The 15,392-nt window shown below is 65.5% G+C and carries 16 protein-coding genes; 8 read left to right on the top strand and 8 right to left on the bottom strand.

Features of this window, described 5'->3' with window-relative positions:
• Positions 1 to 68: 68 nt before the first annotated feature.
• The 5 genes from G372_RS0101935 to G372_RS0101955 form a co-directional block, all read right to left on the bottom strand.
• Positions 69 to 569 carry a thioredoxin family protein gene (locus tag G372_RS0101935; protein ID WP_018863045.1) on the bottom strand — a complete coding sequence of 167 codons (501 nt, stop codon included), beginning with the start codon at positions 567 to 569 and terminating at the stop codon, positions 69 to 71.
• A 187-nt stretch (positions 570 to 756) separates the two neighbouring features.
• Positions 757 to 1,398: an OmpA family protein gene (locus G372_RS0101940; RefSeq protein WP_026278862.1), complete on the bottom strand. Its 642-nt coding sequence runs from the start codon at positions 1,396 to 1,398 to the stop codon at positions 757 to 759.
• 414 nt (positions 1,399 to 1,812) lie between these two features.
• On the bottom strand, positions 1,813 to 3,474 hold the full coding sequence (gene groL / locus G372_RS0101945) for a chaperonin GroEL (RefSeq protein ID WP_018863047.1): 1,662 nt from the start codon (positions 3,472 to 3,474) through the stop codon (positions 1,813 to 1,815).
• A 49-nt stretch (positions 3,475 to 3,523) separates the two neighbouring features.
• The gene (groES, locus tag G372_RS0101950; RefSeq protein WP_018863048.1) at positions 3,524 to 3,814 is read right to left on the bottom strand and encodes a co-chaperone GroES; all 291 of its coding nucleotides are present in this window, start codon (positions 3,812 to 3,814) and stop codon (positions 3,524 to 3,526) included.
• Positions 3,815 to 3,950: 136 nt separating this feature from the next.
• Entirely contained in the window at positions 3,951 to 4,436 is a 486-nt protein-coding gene (locus tag G372_RS0101955; protein WP_019624863.1) for an FxsA family protein, read from the bottom strand.
• A 190-nt stretch (positions 4,437 to 4,626) separates the two neighbouring features.
• On the opposite strand from G372_RS0101955, the gene G372_RS0101960 reads away from it, so the two are divergent.
• Genes G372_RS0101960 through G372_RS0101985 form a run of 6 tightly spaced genes read left to right on the top strand, consistent with a single transcriptional unit; the run spans position 4,627 to position 10,738 of the window.
• The gene (locus tag G372_RS0101960; protein WP_019624862.1) at positions 4,627 to 5,181 is read left to right on the top strand and encodes a thioredoxin family protein; all 555 of its coding nucleotides are present in this window, start codon (positions 4,627 to 4,629) and stop codon (positions 5,179 to 5,181) included.
• 8 nt (positions 5,182 to 5,189) lie between these two features.
• Entirely contained in the window at positions 5,190 to 6,584 is a 1,395-nt protein-coding gene (locus tag G372_RS0101965; protein WP_038070697.1) for a TolC family protein, read from the top strand.
• A 39-nt stretch (positions 6,585 to 6,623) separates the two neighbouring features.
• Entirely contained in the window at positions 6,624 to 7,451 is an 828-nt protein-coding gene (locus G372_RS0101970) for an efflux RND transporter periplasmic adaptor subunit (protein ID WP_019624860.1), read from the top strand.
• Between the two features lie 16 nt (positions 7,452 to 7,467).
• Positions 7,468 to 7,812 (top strand): divalent-cation tolerance protein CutA, encoded by a 345-nt coding sequence (gene cutA, locus G372_RS0101975; protein ID WP_018863053.1) that lies wholly within the window; start codon positions 7,468 to 7,470, stop codon positions 7,810 to 7,812.
• Positions 7,800 to 10,175, top strand: coding sequence for a protein-disulfide reductase DsbD (locus G372_RS0101980; RefSeq protein ID WP_019624859.1), 2,376 nt, complete (start codon positions 7,800 to 7,802; stop codon positions 10,173 to 10,175). The genes cutA and G372_RS0101980 overlap by 13 nt, the downstream gene beginning before the upstream one ends.
• Positions 10,172 to 10,738, top strand: a complete 567-nt coding sequence (locus G372_RS0101985; protein ID WP_018863055.1) for a peroxiredoxin family protein — start codon at positions 10,172 to 10,174, stop codon at positions 10,736 to 10,738. Before G372_RS0101980 ends, G372_RS0101985 begins: the two co-directional genes overlap by 4 nt.
• Here the strand turns inward: G372_RS0101985 and G372_RS0101990 are convergent.
• Positions 10,729 to 11,613 (bottom strand): PfkB family carbohydrate kinase, encoded by an 885-nt coding sequence (locus G372_RS0101990; RefSeq protein WP_019624858.1) that lies wholly within the window; start codon positions 11,611 to 11,613, stop codon positions 10,729 to 10,731. The two genes, G372_RS0101985 and G372_RS0101990, sit on opposite strands and share 10 nt — an antisense overlap.
• A gap of 118 nt (positions 11,614 to 11,731) precedes the next feature.
• On the opposite strand from G372_RS0101990, the gene G372_RS0101995 reads away from it, so the two are divergent.
• Both G372_RS0101995 and G372_RS0102000 read left to right on the top strand, forming a co-directional pair.
• On the top strand, positions 11,732 to 12,142 hold the full coding sequence (locus G372_RS0101995) for a YybH family protein (RefSeq protein ID WP_018863057.1): 411 nt from the start codon (positions 11,732 to 11,734) through the stop codon (positions 12,140 to 12,142).
• A complete protein-coding gene (locus G372_RS0102000; RefSeq protein WP_026340449.1) occupies positions 12,142 to 12,579 on the top strand; it encodes a nuclear transport factor 2 family protein in 438 nt (145 codons plus the stop codon). Before G372_RS0101995 ends, G372_RS0102000 begins: the two co-directional genes overlap by 1 nt.
• A gap of 27 nt (positions 12,580 to 12,606) precedes the next feature.
• Here G372_RS0102000 and G372_RS0102005 read toward each other — a convergent pair whose 3' ends face one another.
• On the bottom strand, positions 12,607 to 13,149 hold the full coding sequence (locus G372_RS0102005; protein ID WP_018863059.1) for a shikimate kinase: 543 nt from the start codon (positions 13,147 to 13,149) through the stop codon (positions 12,607 to 12,609).
• A 107-nt stretch (positions 13,150 to 13,256) separates the two neighbouring features.
• Entirely contained in the window at positions 13,257 to 15,377 is a 2,121-nt protein-coding gene (locus G372_RS0102010) for a type IV pilus secretin PilQ (protein ID WP_167539413.1), read from the bottom strand.
• Positions 15,378 to 15,392 lie beyond the last annotated feature (15 nt).

Genomic DNA, 15,392 nt, shown 5'->3' on the forward strand with positions numbered 1-15,392 from the left:
CCCGGGCCAAACTCCGGCGCACACAGGAGCGTTGGGGCTGCGCGGGTCCCGGCCTGGTGCGCATCTGCCTAGCTCGATTCCCCGTTGTCACGCAGAGCCCGCTGGATGCGCTGGCGAATCTGACTGCGATAGAGCTGCTCGTTGGGGATGCCGACCAGCGGCTCGCCCACCGGCTTCCCTTCGGCGTCAAAGGCCACGATCGTCGGTACGACACGGGCCCCGTAGGCACGCCCCAGCTCGTGACCACGGCGCACCTCGCCATCGAAGTCCCGCACCTCTTCGCGGTCGAGCATGACCTTGCGGATATGGATGCCTTCGAAGTTCGCGTCTTCGCTCATCGGACCCAGGTGCTGGTTCTCCGCCCGATCGCAGTAGGGGCAGCTGTCGGAAGCGAACATGATCAGAGTCGGCTTGCCCTCTCCGTCCTGCACCAGAGACTGCAGGTCAGTGGCCCGTTCGATACCGTGCGCGGAGGCGGTACCGGACAGCCACAGCCCGCCGAGCATCAGAACCACTGCCAGGCCGGCCAGACGCATCCCCTTGCGCAGCTTGAGCGTATGCATCTTCATGATCGTTACGGTCCTCTTGATTTTGGACTTAGGCTAGGACGGAAGGCTTAACCGAAGCTTAACGACCCCGAACCATGGTCACCTGGCCGAAGCTCCGGTGCCCTTCATAAAAAAGGCCCCGCCGAGGCGGGGCCTTGGTCCCGGTCATCGGGCACGCCGATGGCCGGTTTCCGACAGGCGGAGGACCTTAGTCGACGCGCTGGCGCACGTCGGAGGTCACTTCCACGCGGCGGTTGGCCTCGCGGCCTTCGCGAGTGGCGTTGTCGGCGGTCGGACGTTCCTCACCGTGGCCCACGGTGCGGATGTCGTCTTCACGCACGCCCTCGCTGGCCAGGAAGTCGGCCACGGACTGGGCACGACGCTCAGACAGGCCCTGGTTGTACTCGGCCGGACCGATGGTGCAGGTATGACCTTCGACCAGCACCGAGCTGTACTCGGCGTCATCGGCGGTCAGGCTGCGGGCCAGCTCACGCAGGGCGTCGCGGCCTTCCGGACGCAGTTCGGCGCTGTCGAAGTCGAACAGGGCCTGGGCGCTCAGCGTGGTGGTTTCGAACTCCGGCTCGGGCTCGGGCTCGGGCTCGGGAGCCGGATCCGGCTCGGGGGCCTCGACGGTCTCTTCGATGTAACCGGCGCACTGCGAATGCTTCACGTTTTCCGGGGCCCAGGAGCGGGTGCGGACGCACTCGCCGGAGCGATCCATCACGACGTTGCCGCTACGGTCGGTGACATTGGCCGCCGGCGGTTCCTGAGCCATGGCCTGACTCGCGGTACCGATCAGCAGCGTGGCCACGGACGCGGCCAGAAGATTCTTAACCAGCTTGTGATTCATGTTCATAGCCTCCTTGTAAAAACAAACGACGACTGATCAGAGACAAGCGCGTTGCCGAACGGTTGACTCCCGACCGGAATCTGGAGCAGCGAGCGCCAAGCCCTCTACAGCAGCTTGATAGTGGCACATGCTTTCCGGTTTTGCACGCATTCCAGCCAAGAATTGTATCGGCATCACAACGTTGTCACATTAAGGAAACACCCGTCTGTGATCAGGCGACTCCCTTCTTTTGTCTGCGCAGGACCACTGCCAGCCGACAAGCACGCCATCCTCACGAAAAACCTTGTTCCCTTAAGGACACACAGATTGCTTGTGGGTTCCGGTCTACAAGAACAGCCTGGCTCAATCCAGACAAAAAGACCCCGCCGAAGCGGGGTCTCGCCTGTGTCGGGCAAAATACAAAGGCCGAGCGGCTTACATCATGCCGCCCATGCCTCCCATTCCGCCCATGCCACCCATGTCGTCCATGCCGCCGCCGGCACCGCCACCGTCGTCCTTCTTCGGCAGCTCGGCCACCATGGCCTCGGTGGTGATCAGCAGGGCGGCCACGGAAGCAGCGTTCTGCAGCGCCGAGCGGGTCACCTTGGTCGGATCCAGGATGCCCATGTCGATCATGTCGCCGAAGTCGCCGGTTGCCGCGTTGTAGCCGTAGTTGCCCTTGCCTTCCAGGACCTGATTCAGGACCACGGACGGCTCGTCACCGGAGTTGTAGACGATCTGGCGCAGCGGCTCTTCCATTGCGCGGCGGGCGATGTTGACGCCAGCGGTCTGCTCTTCGTTCTCGCCCTTGAGCTTGGTGATCGCGGCACAGGCACGCAGCAGGGCCACGCCACCACCGGGGACCACGCCTTCCTCGACCGCCGCACGGGTGGCGTGCAGGGCGTCCTCGACGCGGGCCTTCTTCTCCTTCATCTCGACCTCGGTCGCGGCGCCGACCTTGATCACCGCAACACCGCCGGCCAGCTTGGCCACGCGTTCCTGCAGCTTTTCCTTGTCGTAGTCGGAGGTCGCTTCCTCGATCTGGGCGCGGATCTGGTCGACGCGGGCCTTGATGTCCTTGTTCTGACCCATGCCGTCGATGATCGTGGTGTTTTCCTTGGTCACCTGCACCTTCTTGGCTCGACCCAGGTCTTCCACCGTGGTCTTCTCCAGCGACAGGCCGACCTCTTCGGAGATCACCTGGCCACCGGTCAGAACGGCGATGTCCTGCAGCATGGCCTTACGGCGGTCACCGAAGCCCGGGGCCTTCACCGCGGCGACCTTCACGATGCCGCGCATGGAGTTCACCACCAGCGTGGCCAGGGCCTCGCCCTCGATGTCCTCGGCGATGATCAGCAGCGGCTTGTTGGCCTTGGCCACGCCTTCCAGGATCGGCAGCAGATCACGGATGTTCGAGATCTTCTTGTCGAACAGCAGGATGTAGGCGTCGTCCAGCTCGGCGCTCATGCTCTGCTGGTTGTTGATGAAGTAGGGCGACAGGTAGCCGCGGTCGAACTGCATGCCTTCCACGACGTCCAGCTCGTTCTCCAGCGAGGAGCCTTCCTCGACGGTGATCACGCCTTCCTTGCCGACCTTGTCCATCGCGTCGGCAATGATCTCGCCGATCGCGACGTCGGAGTTGGCGGAGATCGAGCCCACCTGGGCGATCGCCTTGTGCTCGGTGCACGGCTTGGACAGCTTCTTCAGCTCTTCGGTCGCCGACTTGACGGCCTTGTCGATACCGCGCTTGAGATCCATCGGGTTCATGCCGGCGGTGACCGCCTTCATACCTTCGCGGACGATGGACTGGGCCAGCACGGTCGCGGTGGTGGTGCCGTCACCGGCGGCGTCGGAGGTCTGCGAGGAGACTTCCTTCACCAGCTGGGCACCCATGTTCTCGAACTTGTCTTCCAGTTCGATCTCCTTGGCCACGGACACGCCGTCCTTGGTCACGGTCGGGGCGCCGAAGGCCTTGTCGAGGACCACGTTGCGGCCCTTCGGGCCCAGGGTCACCTTCACGGCGTTGGCCAGGGTATTCACGCCCTTCGCCATGCGGGTACGGGCGTCGTTGCCAAAACGGACTTCTTTTGCACTCATGTCTCGTTCTACTCCTGAAAATGTGGGGATAGGGGCGGATCGCCGGGGCTTAGCCCTCGATCACGGCCATGATGTCGTCTTCGCGCATCACCAGGACGTCTTCGCCTTCGACCTTGACCTCGGTGCCGGAATACTTGCCGAACAGCACCTTGTCGCCGGCCTTCACGTCCAGCGCGCGGACGTCGCCGTTTTCCAGGATCTTGCCGTTACCGACCGCAACCACCTCGCCGCGGATCGGCTTCTCGGCCGCCGAGTCCGGGATCACGATCCCGCCGGGGCTGGTGCGCTCTTCTTCCATACGCTTCACGATGACGCGATCGTGCAAAGGCCGCAGGTTCATGGTGCGAACTCCTTATATCGATGTTCTTAACAGGTTGGAGGATGTCGGGTAGGAGCCCTGTTAGCACCCACCCCGAACGAGTGCTAATAATAGGGACACACCAAGCCGAGTCAAGGGCTGCGAGGAGGGAGAAATCTCAGCGGCGGTCGTCGTGGTCCAGGCGCTCGTCGGGGGCAGAGTCGTCACTGCCGTCGTGGCGACGAAACTCCCCCTCGATCGGGTCACCCGGCCCAGCCGCGCCGGAGCCCCTCGTCCGCGCCCGGATCATGCCCCGGCGCAGGATGCCCTCGGCCGCCCAGCGACGCAGGGGCGGCACCAGCAGCACAAAGCCGGCCGCATCGGTGAAAAACCCGGGCAGCAGCAACAGGACCGCCGCCGACATCAGCAGCCAGCCCTCGACCAGCCCACGCGCGGGCATCTCGCCGCGGGCCAGGCTCTGCTGTAGGCGCCGCCAGTGATAGAACCCCTGCAGACGAAACAACAGAAGTCCCGCAGCGGCCGTCGCGACCACCAGCGCCACCGTGGCCAGCGCCCCGACGGCGTCACCCACCCAGGCGAAACCGAAGATCTCGAGCAATACCAGCCCGAGAAAAACGAACAACGGGAGGAAGGGGCTGCGCATGAATAACGGGTTCCAGAACAGGACGAAAAAGCCATTGGAACACGCCCCCACCCCCCTGTCGAACCGCCCTCCCAGCGGTATGCCGCCACGCTCGGACTCGCTCTCGTTTTCCTTGCATTCAGGAGGGAATTGAGGGAGGCTTCTGCCCGTCTTGTTTGTGAACGACTTCAGAATTCCGGAGCCCAGCCGCATGACACCACGCCGTATCGTCACCCTGCTTCCCGCCCTGCTGGCTGCCCTGCTCCTGGTGCTCCCGGGGCTGGGCAGTGCCGTCGTGGAAGACCCGCGCGACCCTGACCATCACTTCTTCGATCCGACCTTTGGCGACTTCCAGGAAGAGCTGGATGAGGCCCGCGACGCCGGCAAGAAGGGCATCCTGCTGTTCTTCGAGATGGATGACTGCCCGTTCTGCCACCGCATGAAGAACCAGGTGCTGAACCAGCCGGAGGTGCAGGAATATTTCAAGGACCGGTTCAGCATCTTTGCCGTGGACGTCGAGGGCGCAATCGAGGTGGTGACGTTCGAGGGCGAGACCAAGACGATGCGGGACTTCGCGACCCGCGATTTCCGCGTGCGTGCCACACCGGTGTTCCAGTTCTTCAACCTGGACGGCGAGCCCATTGCCCGATTCACCGGGGCCACCCGGGATGTCGACGAGTTCCTGCTACTGGGCGAGTTCGTCGCCGAGGGGCATTACGAAGACGGAAACTTCACCCGCTTCCGCCGCGAACACGCCGGACGATAGGTAGCCCAATGCACCCAGGACATGCGACGCACCGGAACGGGCGGCGCCGAATCGCAGCGCCCATTCTGGCCAGCCTGATCACAACCGCCCTGCTACCTCTGCCAGTGATCACGGCCGCGCAGGACGTTCCGGCCGACGGGGTTGTCGATGCCGAACCGCTGCCCGAACCGCTGCGGCTGGAGAACGCGCTGAGCGCGGTCGACGCCCTTCATCCCCAGGTCCGGCGCGCCCGCGCGGAACGCGAGATCGCGGAACAGGAGCTCGCCGGGACCCAGGCCGAACGGGACGTGACCGTCAACGCGCGGCTGGAGGCCCGCTGGGTCGAGCCGAACGACCTCGCACCGGACCAGAGCCGCAACGACTCCCGTGCCGCCATTGTCGCGCGCAAGCTGCTGAGCGACTTCGGCCAGTCCAGTGCCCGCGAGGCCGCCGGCACCCAGCGCCTCGAGGCCGCCCGGGAGATGGAGACCCTGGCGCACGCGCGGCACGCGCTTCACGTGATGGACCGCTACTTCAACGTCCTGCTCGCCGACCTTGGCTTCGCCCGCGACACCGAGGCGATGGCGGCCGCGTTCGTCACCAAGGAGCGTGCGGAAGAACGCGCCGAGCGCGGGCAGGTATCGGACATCGAGGTCTTTCGCCTGGAGTCGGAGTACCAGACCCTGCGCGTGCAGCGCCAGCGCGCCCTGCAGAATCAGCGCCGCGCGCGCGACGAACTGGCCGAGGCCCTGAACCGGCCCGGCGAGCGCATCCGCACCGTACTCGCCCCCGCCCTGCCGCTGGATCTGCCGGACCTCCCGGATCTGGACGAACTGATGGCCGAGCTCGAAAGCGCCAATCCAACGCTCGCCGCCGAGCGCCTGCAGGTGGAGGCCGCCGCGCGCGGCGTGGACGCGGCACGCGCCCAGCGACGCCCGCGTCTGTATGCGGAGGCGGAGACGGGCTACTGGAACCGCGAGTTCGGTGGCGATCGCAACCCGTTTGCGGCGGGCCTCGTGCTGGAGATCCCGCTGTACGAGGGGCGTCGTCAGGACAGCCGGGTCGGGCATGCCGTCGCGGCGCGCCAGCGCGCCGAGGCCGATATGGGACAGACCCGGATCGAGGTCCGCAATCGCCTGCGCGAGCTCTATCACGAGGCCCAGGCCCTGCGCATGCAGCGCGACGAGGCCGAATGGCGCATGGACTATCGCCAGCTGTATATCGACCGCGCGCGCTACCTGTACGACATCGAGGACCAGGCCGATCTCGGCGACTCGATGGTGCAGCAAAGTGCCGCGGCCTACTTCAATGCCCAGACCGAACTCGAGCTGGCCATGGTCTACGAGCGCCTGGCCCTGCTGACCGGCCGTCGCGACCTCAGCCCCTTTCGCCTAGCCGGTACGGCCATGGCGGAATCGGAGTAACAAATATGCGTCCAAAGGCGCCCCAAGGGAGAACACCCGATGTCCATTGATCGCCTGATGCCGGGCCGGCCCCGTCGCCGGCTGCTGCTCTCGGCCATCGCTTGCTGCACCCTGCTGTTGCTGATCCCCGCTGGATCGGCGGCCGAGGAAGACGGCACGCTGGAGGGTCAACTGGACTGGGGACAGACCTATCGCATTACGGCCCCGGTCGCCGGCAAGATCCAGTCAATCGAGGTCGGCCCGGGCGAGCACGTCGACCAGGACACCACCCTGTTCCGCCTGGATACCCGGCGCGTCGAGGCCGATCTGCGCGCGGCCCAGGCGGCGATCGATCGCCTGCAGCTGGAACTGGACGAGGCCGACCGGGAGGTCGAAAAGGCGGAGGACCTGTACGACCAGACCCTGATTGCCCTGCGCGAGGTGGAACTGGCCCGCATCGAACAGGCCACTGTGGCCGCGCGGCTGGCCGAGGCCCGCGCCCAGCGCGACCGAGCGCGTGCCGACCGCGACGATGCCACCGTCCGCGCACCGGCCAGCGGCCGTGTCACGCGCATTGATGTCTCCCCCGGTCAGTTCGTAAACCCCGCACTGGCGCCGGCGGTACTGGCGGTACTGGGGCACGGCGACACCATGCGCGCTCGCGCGCTGGTGGCGCCGGAGCGTGTCGCCTCTCTCAGCGAGGGGCAGGCGGTCACCATTACCGTTGGCGACGACGAGTTTTCCGGCACGATCGACAGGATCGGCTGGGAACTTGTGAGCGACAACGAGGATCAGGGGTACCGGGTCGAGGCCGAATTCTCGCCAGGCGACGATGCCGTGCTGCGCCCCGGCCAGCCGGCCCGGATCGAACTTCGCACAGACTCCTGATGCCCAAGAACTGATCATGCCGGAGAAGGAAACCGACAACACGAACGTGCGCGCCTGGCTGGTGCTCACCACCCTGGACGACGCCGCCGAGGCGGAGAGTCTGGCGGGTGATCTGGTTCAACGCGGGCTTGCGGCCTGCGTGCACATCCTCCCTGCCGGACGCTCGGTTTATTTGTGGAAAGGGAATATCGAGACCGATCCCGAAGTCACATTGCTGATCAAGACCTCCGTCGATGCCCGCGATGACCTGCAGGCCCACCTGACGGAATACCACCCCTATGAAACCCCGGAGATCATTGCCGTGCCGATCACGCACGGATCCCCGGATTACCTGGACTGGATAACGCAATGCACCTCCTGAAACTGCGCAACTGGCTGGCGACCCTGCTGGTCGCATTCCTGCTGACCCCGGGGCTGGCACATGCCATCTTCGATGACGATCTGCTGGACCCGGATGACGCGTTCAGCCTAAGCGCCGAGGCCATTGATGCCGACACGATCCGCCTGACCTGGGAGATCGCGGACGGCTACTACATGTATCGCGAGCAGTTCGAGTTCGAGCCCGAGAGCGAAGGGCTGGAACTCGGCGAACCGGACATCCCGGACGGCGAGAAGAAGACCGACGAGTTCTTCGGCGAGGTCGAGACCTATCGCGACGAGGTCAGCATCGAGCTGCCCATCCTCGCGGCCGACAGCACCGAGATCGAACTGACCGCGCGCTCGCAGGGCTGTGCGGACATCGGCGTGTGCTACCCGCCGCACTTCCAGACGGTCTCGCTGGAGCTCCCGGGCCTGCCGGGCGAAAACGGCGAAGAGGCGGTCGAAGAGGAGGCCGCCGAAGACGAAGCGGTCGAAGAGGAACGCAGCGCCCTGGACGAGATGGGCGATCTGACCGGCGACCTGGGCGCGGCCGATGACCTGCTCGAACCGGAAGAGGCCTTTGCCGCTTCGCTCGAGGCGATCAGCCAGAATGCCGTGATCCTGCGCTTCGAGATCGCGGAGGACTACTACCTCTATCGCGACCAGCTCGATGTCCGCATCGCCGAGGGCGACGGTATCGAGCTGGGCCCCGTCAATCCGCCCGAGGGCGAAATGCACGAGGACGAGTTCTTCGGGGAAACCGAGATCTACCGCGACGAGGTGGAGATCCTGGTCCCGGTGCTGCGCGACGAGGACGACGTCTCCGAAATCACGCTGGCGATCGACTACCAGGGCTGCTGGGACGGAGGGGTGTGCTACCCCCCGCTGACCCAGGAGGTATCGGTCAGTTTCGCTGACGACCTGGCCGTCGAAGCCGACGAGGACGCACTGCCCGAGACCGGCGACGAGGCCCTGGACGAGATCGAGACCGCCCCGCCCGAAGAGGAGGTCGTCCCGGAGGAAGAAGATGAGGCCGCCCCTGTCACGCAGCAGGACCGCATCGCGGCCCAGCTGGCCGATGGCCAGATCTGGCTGGTGGCCCTGGCCTTCTTCGGCTTCGGGCTGCTGCTGACGTTCACCCCCTGCGTGTTCCCGATGATCCCGATCCTGTCGAACATCATCATCGGGCAGAAGAACCTGACCACGCGCAAGGCATTCCTGATCTCGCTGGTGTTCGTGCTGGCGATGGCGCTGACCTATACCATCGCCGGGGTCTTCGCCGGGCTGGCCGGGGCCAACCTGCAGGCCGCGTTCCAGAACCCCTGGATCATCGGCACCTTCGTCGCGATTTTCATCGCACTGGCGATGTCGATGTTCGGCTTCTACGAACTGCAGATGCCGGCCGGCGTGCAGAGCAAGCTGTCGCAGATCAGCAACCGCCAGGAAGGCGGCACCTACATGGGCGCCGGGATCATGGGCTTCCTCTCGGCCCTGATTGTCGGCCCGTGCGTAACCGCACCGCTGATTGGCGCCCTGCTCTACATCAGCCACACCGGCGATGCGGTACTGGGCGGCATCGCCCTGTTCTCCCTGAGCATGGGCATGGGCGCCCCGCTGCTGGCGATCGGCACCTCGGCCGGCCGCCTGCTGCCGAAGGCCGGTCCGTGGATGGATACCATCAAGGCAGCATTCGGCGTCGGTCTGCTCGCGATCGGCATCTGGCTGCTGGAACGGGTGATCCCGGGCCAGGTGGCGATGTTCCTGTGGGCCACTCTGCTGATCGTCACCGCGATCTACATGGGCGCCCTGCGCTCGTTGCCGGAAGGCACCTCGGGCTGGTACAGCCTGTGGAAGGGGCTGGGCGTGGTGATCCTCATCTACGGCATCCTGCTGATGATCGGCGCGGCTACCGGCGGCAAGGACGTGTTCCGGCCGCTGGCCAGCCTGACCCAGCCCGCGGCTCCCCCCACGGCCGAGCAGGGCCCGACGGAGATGGAGTTCACCTACATCCACAGCCTTGAAGACCTCGAGCGCGAGGTCGACCGCGCGCGCGAAAACGGCCAGCCGGTGTTCGTGGACTTCTACGCCGACTGGTGCGTGGACTGCGTGCGGCTCGAACGCACTACGTTCCAGGACCAGCGCGTAATCAATGCCATGGCGGATGTACACCTGCTCAAGGCGGACGTGACCGACAACACCTCGGAGCACCGCGAGCTGATGCGCCACTTCAATCTGTTCGGGCCGCCGGCCATGATCTTCTACGACCGGGACGGCAACGAACTGCGCAACTATCGCAACGTGGGCTATCTGAACGCCGACCGCTTCCTGGCCCACGTCGAAAACGCAATCGGGGTAACGCCATGAAGCATCGTTCGCATCCGTTCGGCTGGGTCGCCCTCGTGGCGGCCAGCGCCCTTGTGCTGGCAGGCTGCGAGGAACCCACGCCCGAGATGGATACCGCCGGGGCCAACGGAAACGGGGCCACGGAAGCCGCCGCCGAGGATACCCAGGGTAACCGCCGCATCGACTTCACCCTGCCGGACCTCGAGGGCAACGAACGCCAGTTGAGCGAATGGGACGGCGACCTGGTCGTGCTGAATTTCTGGGCCACCTGGTGCCCACCGTGCAAGAAGGAAATGCCGCTGTTCCAGGAGACCTGGGAAGAACACCGCGACGATGGCTTCACCATCGTCGCGGTCGCCGTGGACGAACTCAGCGCGACCCAGCACTTCGTCGACGACTTCGGGATCGAATTTCCGATCCTGATCGGTCAGGACGAGGCCGTGGAAGTCGGTCGCGAGTACGGAAACCGCATCGGGGCGCTGCCCTACACGGTACTGATCGACCGCGACGGCATCATCCGCGACACCCATCGCGGCGAGGTCGAAGAAGAAGACCTGCAGGCCTGGCTGGACGATTACCTGTAAGGGTGTGCGGCGTCAGCCGCTGCCAGGTCATTGAATCCCGCCTGCTGGAGCTTGCGCTCCGCCAGGCGCACGGCCGCGACCAGCGCCTGCTCGGGGGGCTCACCCGAAACCAGCGCGTTAATCAGCCCGGCATTGAAAGTATCACCAGCGCCCACGCTGTCGACGACGCGCAAACCCGGGGTGGGGGCGCAGTACACCTGGTGGTTATCCTGGGCGAGCCAGGCACCCTCGGCCCCGGCCGTCACCGTGACAATACGCCCGGGGTAACGGCGCGCCAGCTCGGCCACAGCCTCTTCAGGGCGGGCGCCAACCCCCTCTGCCCAGTCCCGCGACAGCATAAGGACATCGGCCCACTCCAGACACGCCTCCAGCCCCGGACGTGGTTTCTCCAGTTCCAGCGAGATCGGCTGATCCGTCACGGCTTCGCGGACCCGGGGCAGGATCTCGCTCAGGGTCCCCGGCTGGCGCCCCTCGAAATGCAACCAGTCGTACTCCTCCCAGGCGATCCGGCGAAGCTCGGCCGCGCTCAGCTCGGGGAGGTCACGATGATGTACGATCGTGCGGCTGCCCGACGCGCGCGACCGCAGGATATGCGATGTCGGGGTCGCGCCCGGAGACCGCGGACAGGCACCGATGTCGATGCCGGCGGCGACCAGCCGTTCGCGCAGCCAGTCACCCGCCCGATCCTCCGCAAGAACGGCCGCTAGCGCGACGCGGTGACCGAACTGCGCAAGGATACGGGCGGTGTTGGTCGCGTTCCCCCCGGGCTGGGAGGAGCTGGCCAGCGCGCGAACCTCGTCGTCCTCGCACGGATAGCACTCGACGTCCAGGGTGTGATCAAGCGTTGCGATGCCCGTAGTCAGGATGCGCGCCATGGTTGCTCTCGTCATTCGACCGGGGGCGTATTGTGCTGGCCGCGACGCGCCGCGTCATCCGCGACATCCCTGCGACAGGCTGCGACAATGTGGCCTCACCCGAGCACGACGAGCGGTAATGGCTACCTTCCCCTCTCCGGAAAGCGCCGAAGCGGCGTTCTACGAGGCCTTTCAGGCCGGCGACCCTGACGCCATGCGCGAGATCTGGCAGGACAGCCCCGAGTGCGTCTGCATACACCCCGGGGGCGAACGCCTGTTGGGCACCGACGTCATCCTCGAGAGCTGGGATGACATCCTGCCGAACATGCGCGGCGTGGTAATCCAGCGCACCGAGCTGAACGTGATCGCGGGGCAGGACCTGGTGATCCACACCCTGCGCGAAAACCTGTACGTCAGTGGCGAACGCCGTGGCGTCATGCTGGCCACGAACGGTTTCCGGCTCGAAGGGGACAGCTGGCGGATGTTTCTGCACCACGCCAGCCCCGACCCGGATCCGCCGCCGGCCCGGGATGCGGGGCGGATTCACTGATGGGAAACACGAGTGACGAATGCATGGCGGCCTACTACAAGGCCTTTCGCGCCGCGGACATCGAACAGATGATGCGACTGTGGGCAGAACGTCCGGATATCGTCTGCGTCCACCCGGGCAGCCCGCGCGCTCATCGCGGGGTGGCCGAGGTGATGGAGAGCTGGCTGCTGGTATTCGCGCGCGAGCTGAATATCGGGATCGAGCCGCGCATCGTCGGGCGCCAGGAAACGGCCGATAGCCTGAGTCTCGTGATCGAGGAGGCGATTACCCGCCCTGGCGATGTGGCGGCCACCGGGACCATCCTGATCAGCCAGACCTGGCGCCGTAGCGAAGGGGGCTGGCGCCTGCAGTTTCACCACGCCTCGCACGGTCGCCGCGCCCCGCCCTCCCAGCAGGGAATGTTCGTGCCGGATGGGGGCGGCTCCACCCGGCACTGACGTGCAAGCGGTGCTGACGCCAGAAGTTCAACCCTCGGAACGGGGCTGGCACAGATCCGGACGCTGGACCTTGAGGGCATCACAGACCCCGCGAACGGCATCGCGCACGCGTCGACCTCGTCCCTCCAGCGTCATACTCGAAACCTCCTGATACAGCGGATCACGGCGCTCGAACAACTCCTGCAGCTTGGCCCGCGGATCCGCCACCTCGTTCAGCAGCGGGCGCTTGCGATTGCGGCGCGTGCGCCGGAACTGCTCCTCCACCGGGACGCGCAGGTAGATCACGAAGTGTTGGCGCAAGAGGTCGCGGTTCTCCGGGCGCTCGACAATCCCGCCGCCCGTGGCGATCACCGCACCATCGCGCTCCAGCAGCGATTGCAGCATCGCAGACTCGCGCTTGCGAAATCCCGCCTCGCCCTCGAACTCGAAGATCGTGGGGATATCCACGCCGGTACGGCGCTGGATCTCCTGATCGGTATCGAAGAACGGCCGCCGCAGCAGCCCCGCCAGCCCGCGCCCGATTGTGCTCTTGCCGGCCCCCATGGGCCCTACCAGGACAATGTTCTGCATGGCGGCAAGGCTACTGGCCCAGCCGGACAAAGAAAAGCCGGGGACAAGGCCCCAGCTTTTTCGCACCTTGCTGCCGACCCATCCAAAGGCCGGTAGAGCACCCGCGCCTAGTCGAGCACGCGCGGGGTCACGAAGATCAGCAGCTCCGCCTTGGTATTCTCCGTGGAGCGGTTGCGGAACAGGTTGCCCAGGAACGGGATATCCCCAAAGAACGGGACCTTCTCCAAAGACGCGCTGCTCGTAATTTCGTAAACGCCACCCAGAACCACCGTCTCGCCATTGCCGACGAATACCTGGGTCTGCACCTCGCGCTTGTTGATTCCCGGCACACCCAGGACCTCGCGTTGACTGGGCTCGTCCTTGGTCACGTTGATATCCAGGATCACGTTGCCGTTCGGGGTAATCTGCGGGGTCACCTCCGTGGACAACACCGCCTCGATGAACTGGGTGGAGGTCGCACCGGAGGCGGTAGCCTCCTGATACGGGATCTCCTCGCCCTGCCGGATTGAAGCCGTCTGGCCATTGGCGGTAATCACACGCGGACTGGAAATGATCTCGCCACGCCCTTCGACCTGCAGGGCCGACAGCTCCAGATCGAGCAGTACACCACTGCGCAAGATGCTGATCCCGGCCTGACCGGCATTGCCGGCAGCCGGCAACGAACTGTTCAGACGGTCGCCAATGGCGACGCCACCCAAATCACCGGTTGCCCGGCCACGGGCATCATCTGCGCCCTCAATCGAGCCCGCCCCGCCGACCTGGGTGCGGCGGTCACCACGCGTGCCACTGATGCCGAAACGGGCCCCCAGCTCGCGATTGAAGGTGTCTTCCGCAATCACGATGCGGGTCTCGATCAGCACCTGCTGCACGGGCACATCGAGGGTCTGCACCAGACGACGTACGTCCTCGATGCGACTCTGCGTGTCCTGCACCAGCAGCGTGTTGGTGCGGCTGTCGATGGTGATGCTGCCACGCTCGGACAGGAACTGGCCGGTCTCGTCACCGCGGATCAGCGAGGCGATCTGCTCCGCCTGAGCGAAATTGATCTGCACAAATTCGGTGCGCAGCGGTTCCAGTTCCTGGCGATCACGCTGTGCCTCCAGTTCCAGACGCTCGCGAGCCGCAATCTCGTCGCTCGGAGCGACGTAGATCACGTTGCCGTCCATGCGCTTATCGAGCCCGCGAGAGCGCAGGATGATGTCCAACGCCTGATCCCAGGGCACATTGTTCAGCCGCAGCGTCATGTTGCCGTCAACGGTATCGCTCACGACAATGTTGAGGTCGGTGAAATCGGCCAGCAGCTGCAGGACCGAGCGTACCTCGATGTCCTGGAAGTTCAGCGACAGGCGCTCGCCCTCGAACTGCTCTTCCTCGCGACGACGGGCCTCGCGCTCGGCTTCGGTAATCGGTGCCACCTCGAGCACGAAGCGACGGTCGCTTTGGTAGGAGAGAACCTCGTATTCCCCGTGCGCGTCGACTTCCATACGCACACGCTCGCGCTCGGCAACGGTATCGACGGTACGAACCGGTGTGGCGAAATCGAGCACGTCCAGACGCCGCTCGAGGGATTCGTCCACCCGGGCGCGCGGGAACGTCAGCTCGACCTTGCCCGCCTGCTCGCGCACGTTGACCTCGGCCCCCGAGCGCGAGAGGTCGATCTCGACTCGCCCCTCGCCCTCGGAGCCGCGGCGAAAATCGATGCCCGTGATCTCGACCGGGCGCGCGCTGCGCGCGGTCCGCTCGGTCGGCTCGCCGACTCGCTCGGCCACCTGCTCCACGTCGGTGTCAGCCTCGGAGACCCCGCGCCCCAGGGTCAGGATCAGGTTGTTACCATCCACCCGGGTCTGATACTCGGAGGGCTGGGTAAGGTTCAGCACCACGCGGGTGCGGTCGCCCGACTCGACGGCGGTGGCGGTCAGCAACGGCCCGACGTTGAGATCCGTCTCGCGGCTGCGCAGTGCGTTCCCGGCGTCGGGGAGGTCGAGCGCGATCCGCGGCGGGGAGTCGATGGCGAAGGCCCGGACATCTTCAGGGGGCGTATCGGAGAAGCGCAGATTGACCTGCACCCGGTCACCACTGATGCTGGCCGCCCGAATCTCTTCCAGTTCGGTCGCCGCCACCCCCTGCGAAACCATGAACAGCAAACCCGCCATCACGGTGCCCGCCAGCGCGCGCATGGAAGAACCCATGTGTAATCCCCTGTAGTTGTTGCCGGTATAGCGGCCCATTCGGTTCATCATCGT

It is taken from the genome of Thioalkalivibrio thiocyanoxidans ARh2 (genome assembly GCF_000385215.1).
Classification (GTDB): domain Bacteria; phylum Pseudomonadota; class Gammaproteobacteria; order Ectothiorhodospirales; family Ectothiorhodospiraceae; genus Thioalkalivibrio; species Thioalkalivibrio thiocyanoxidans.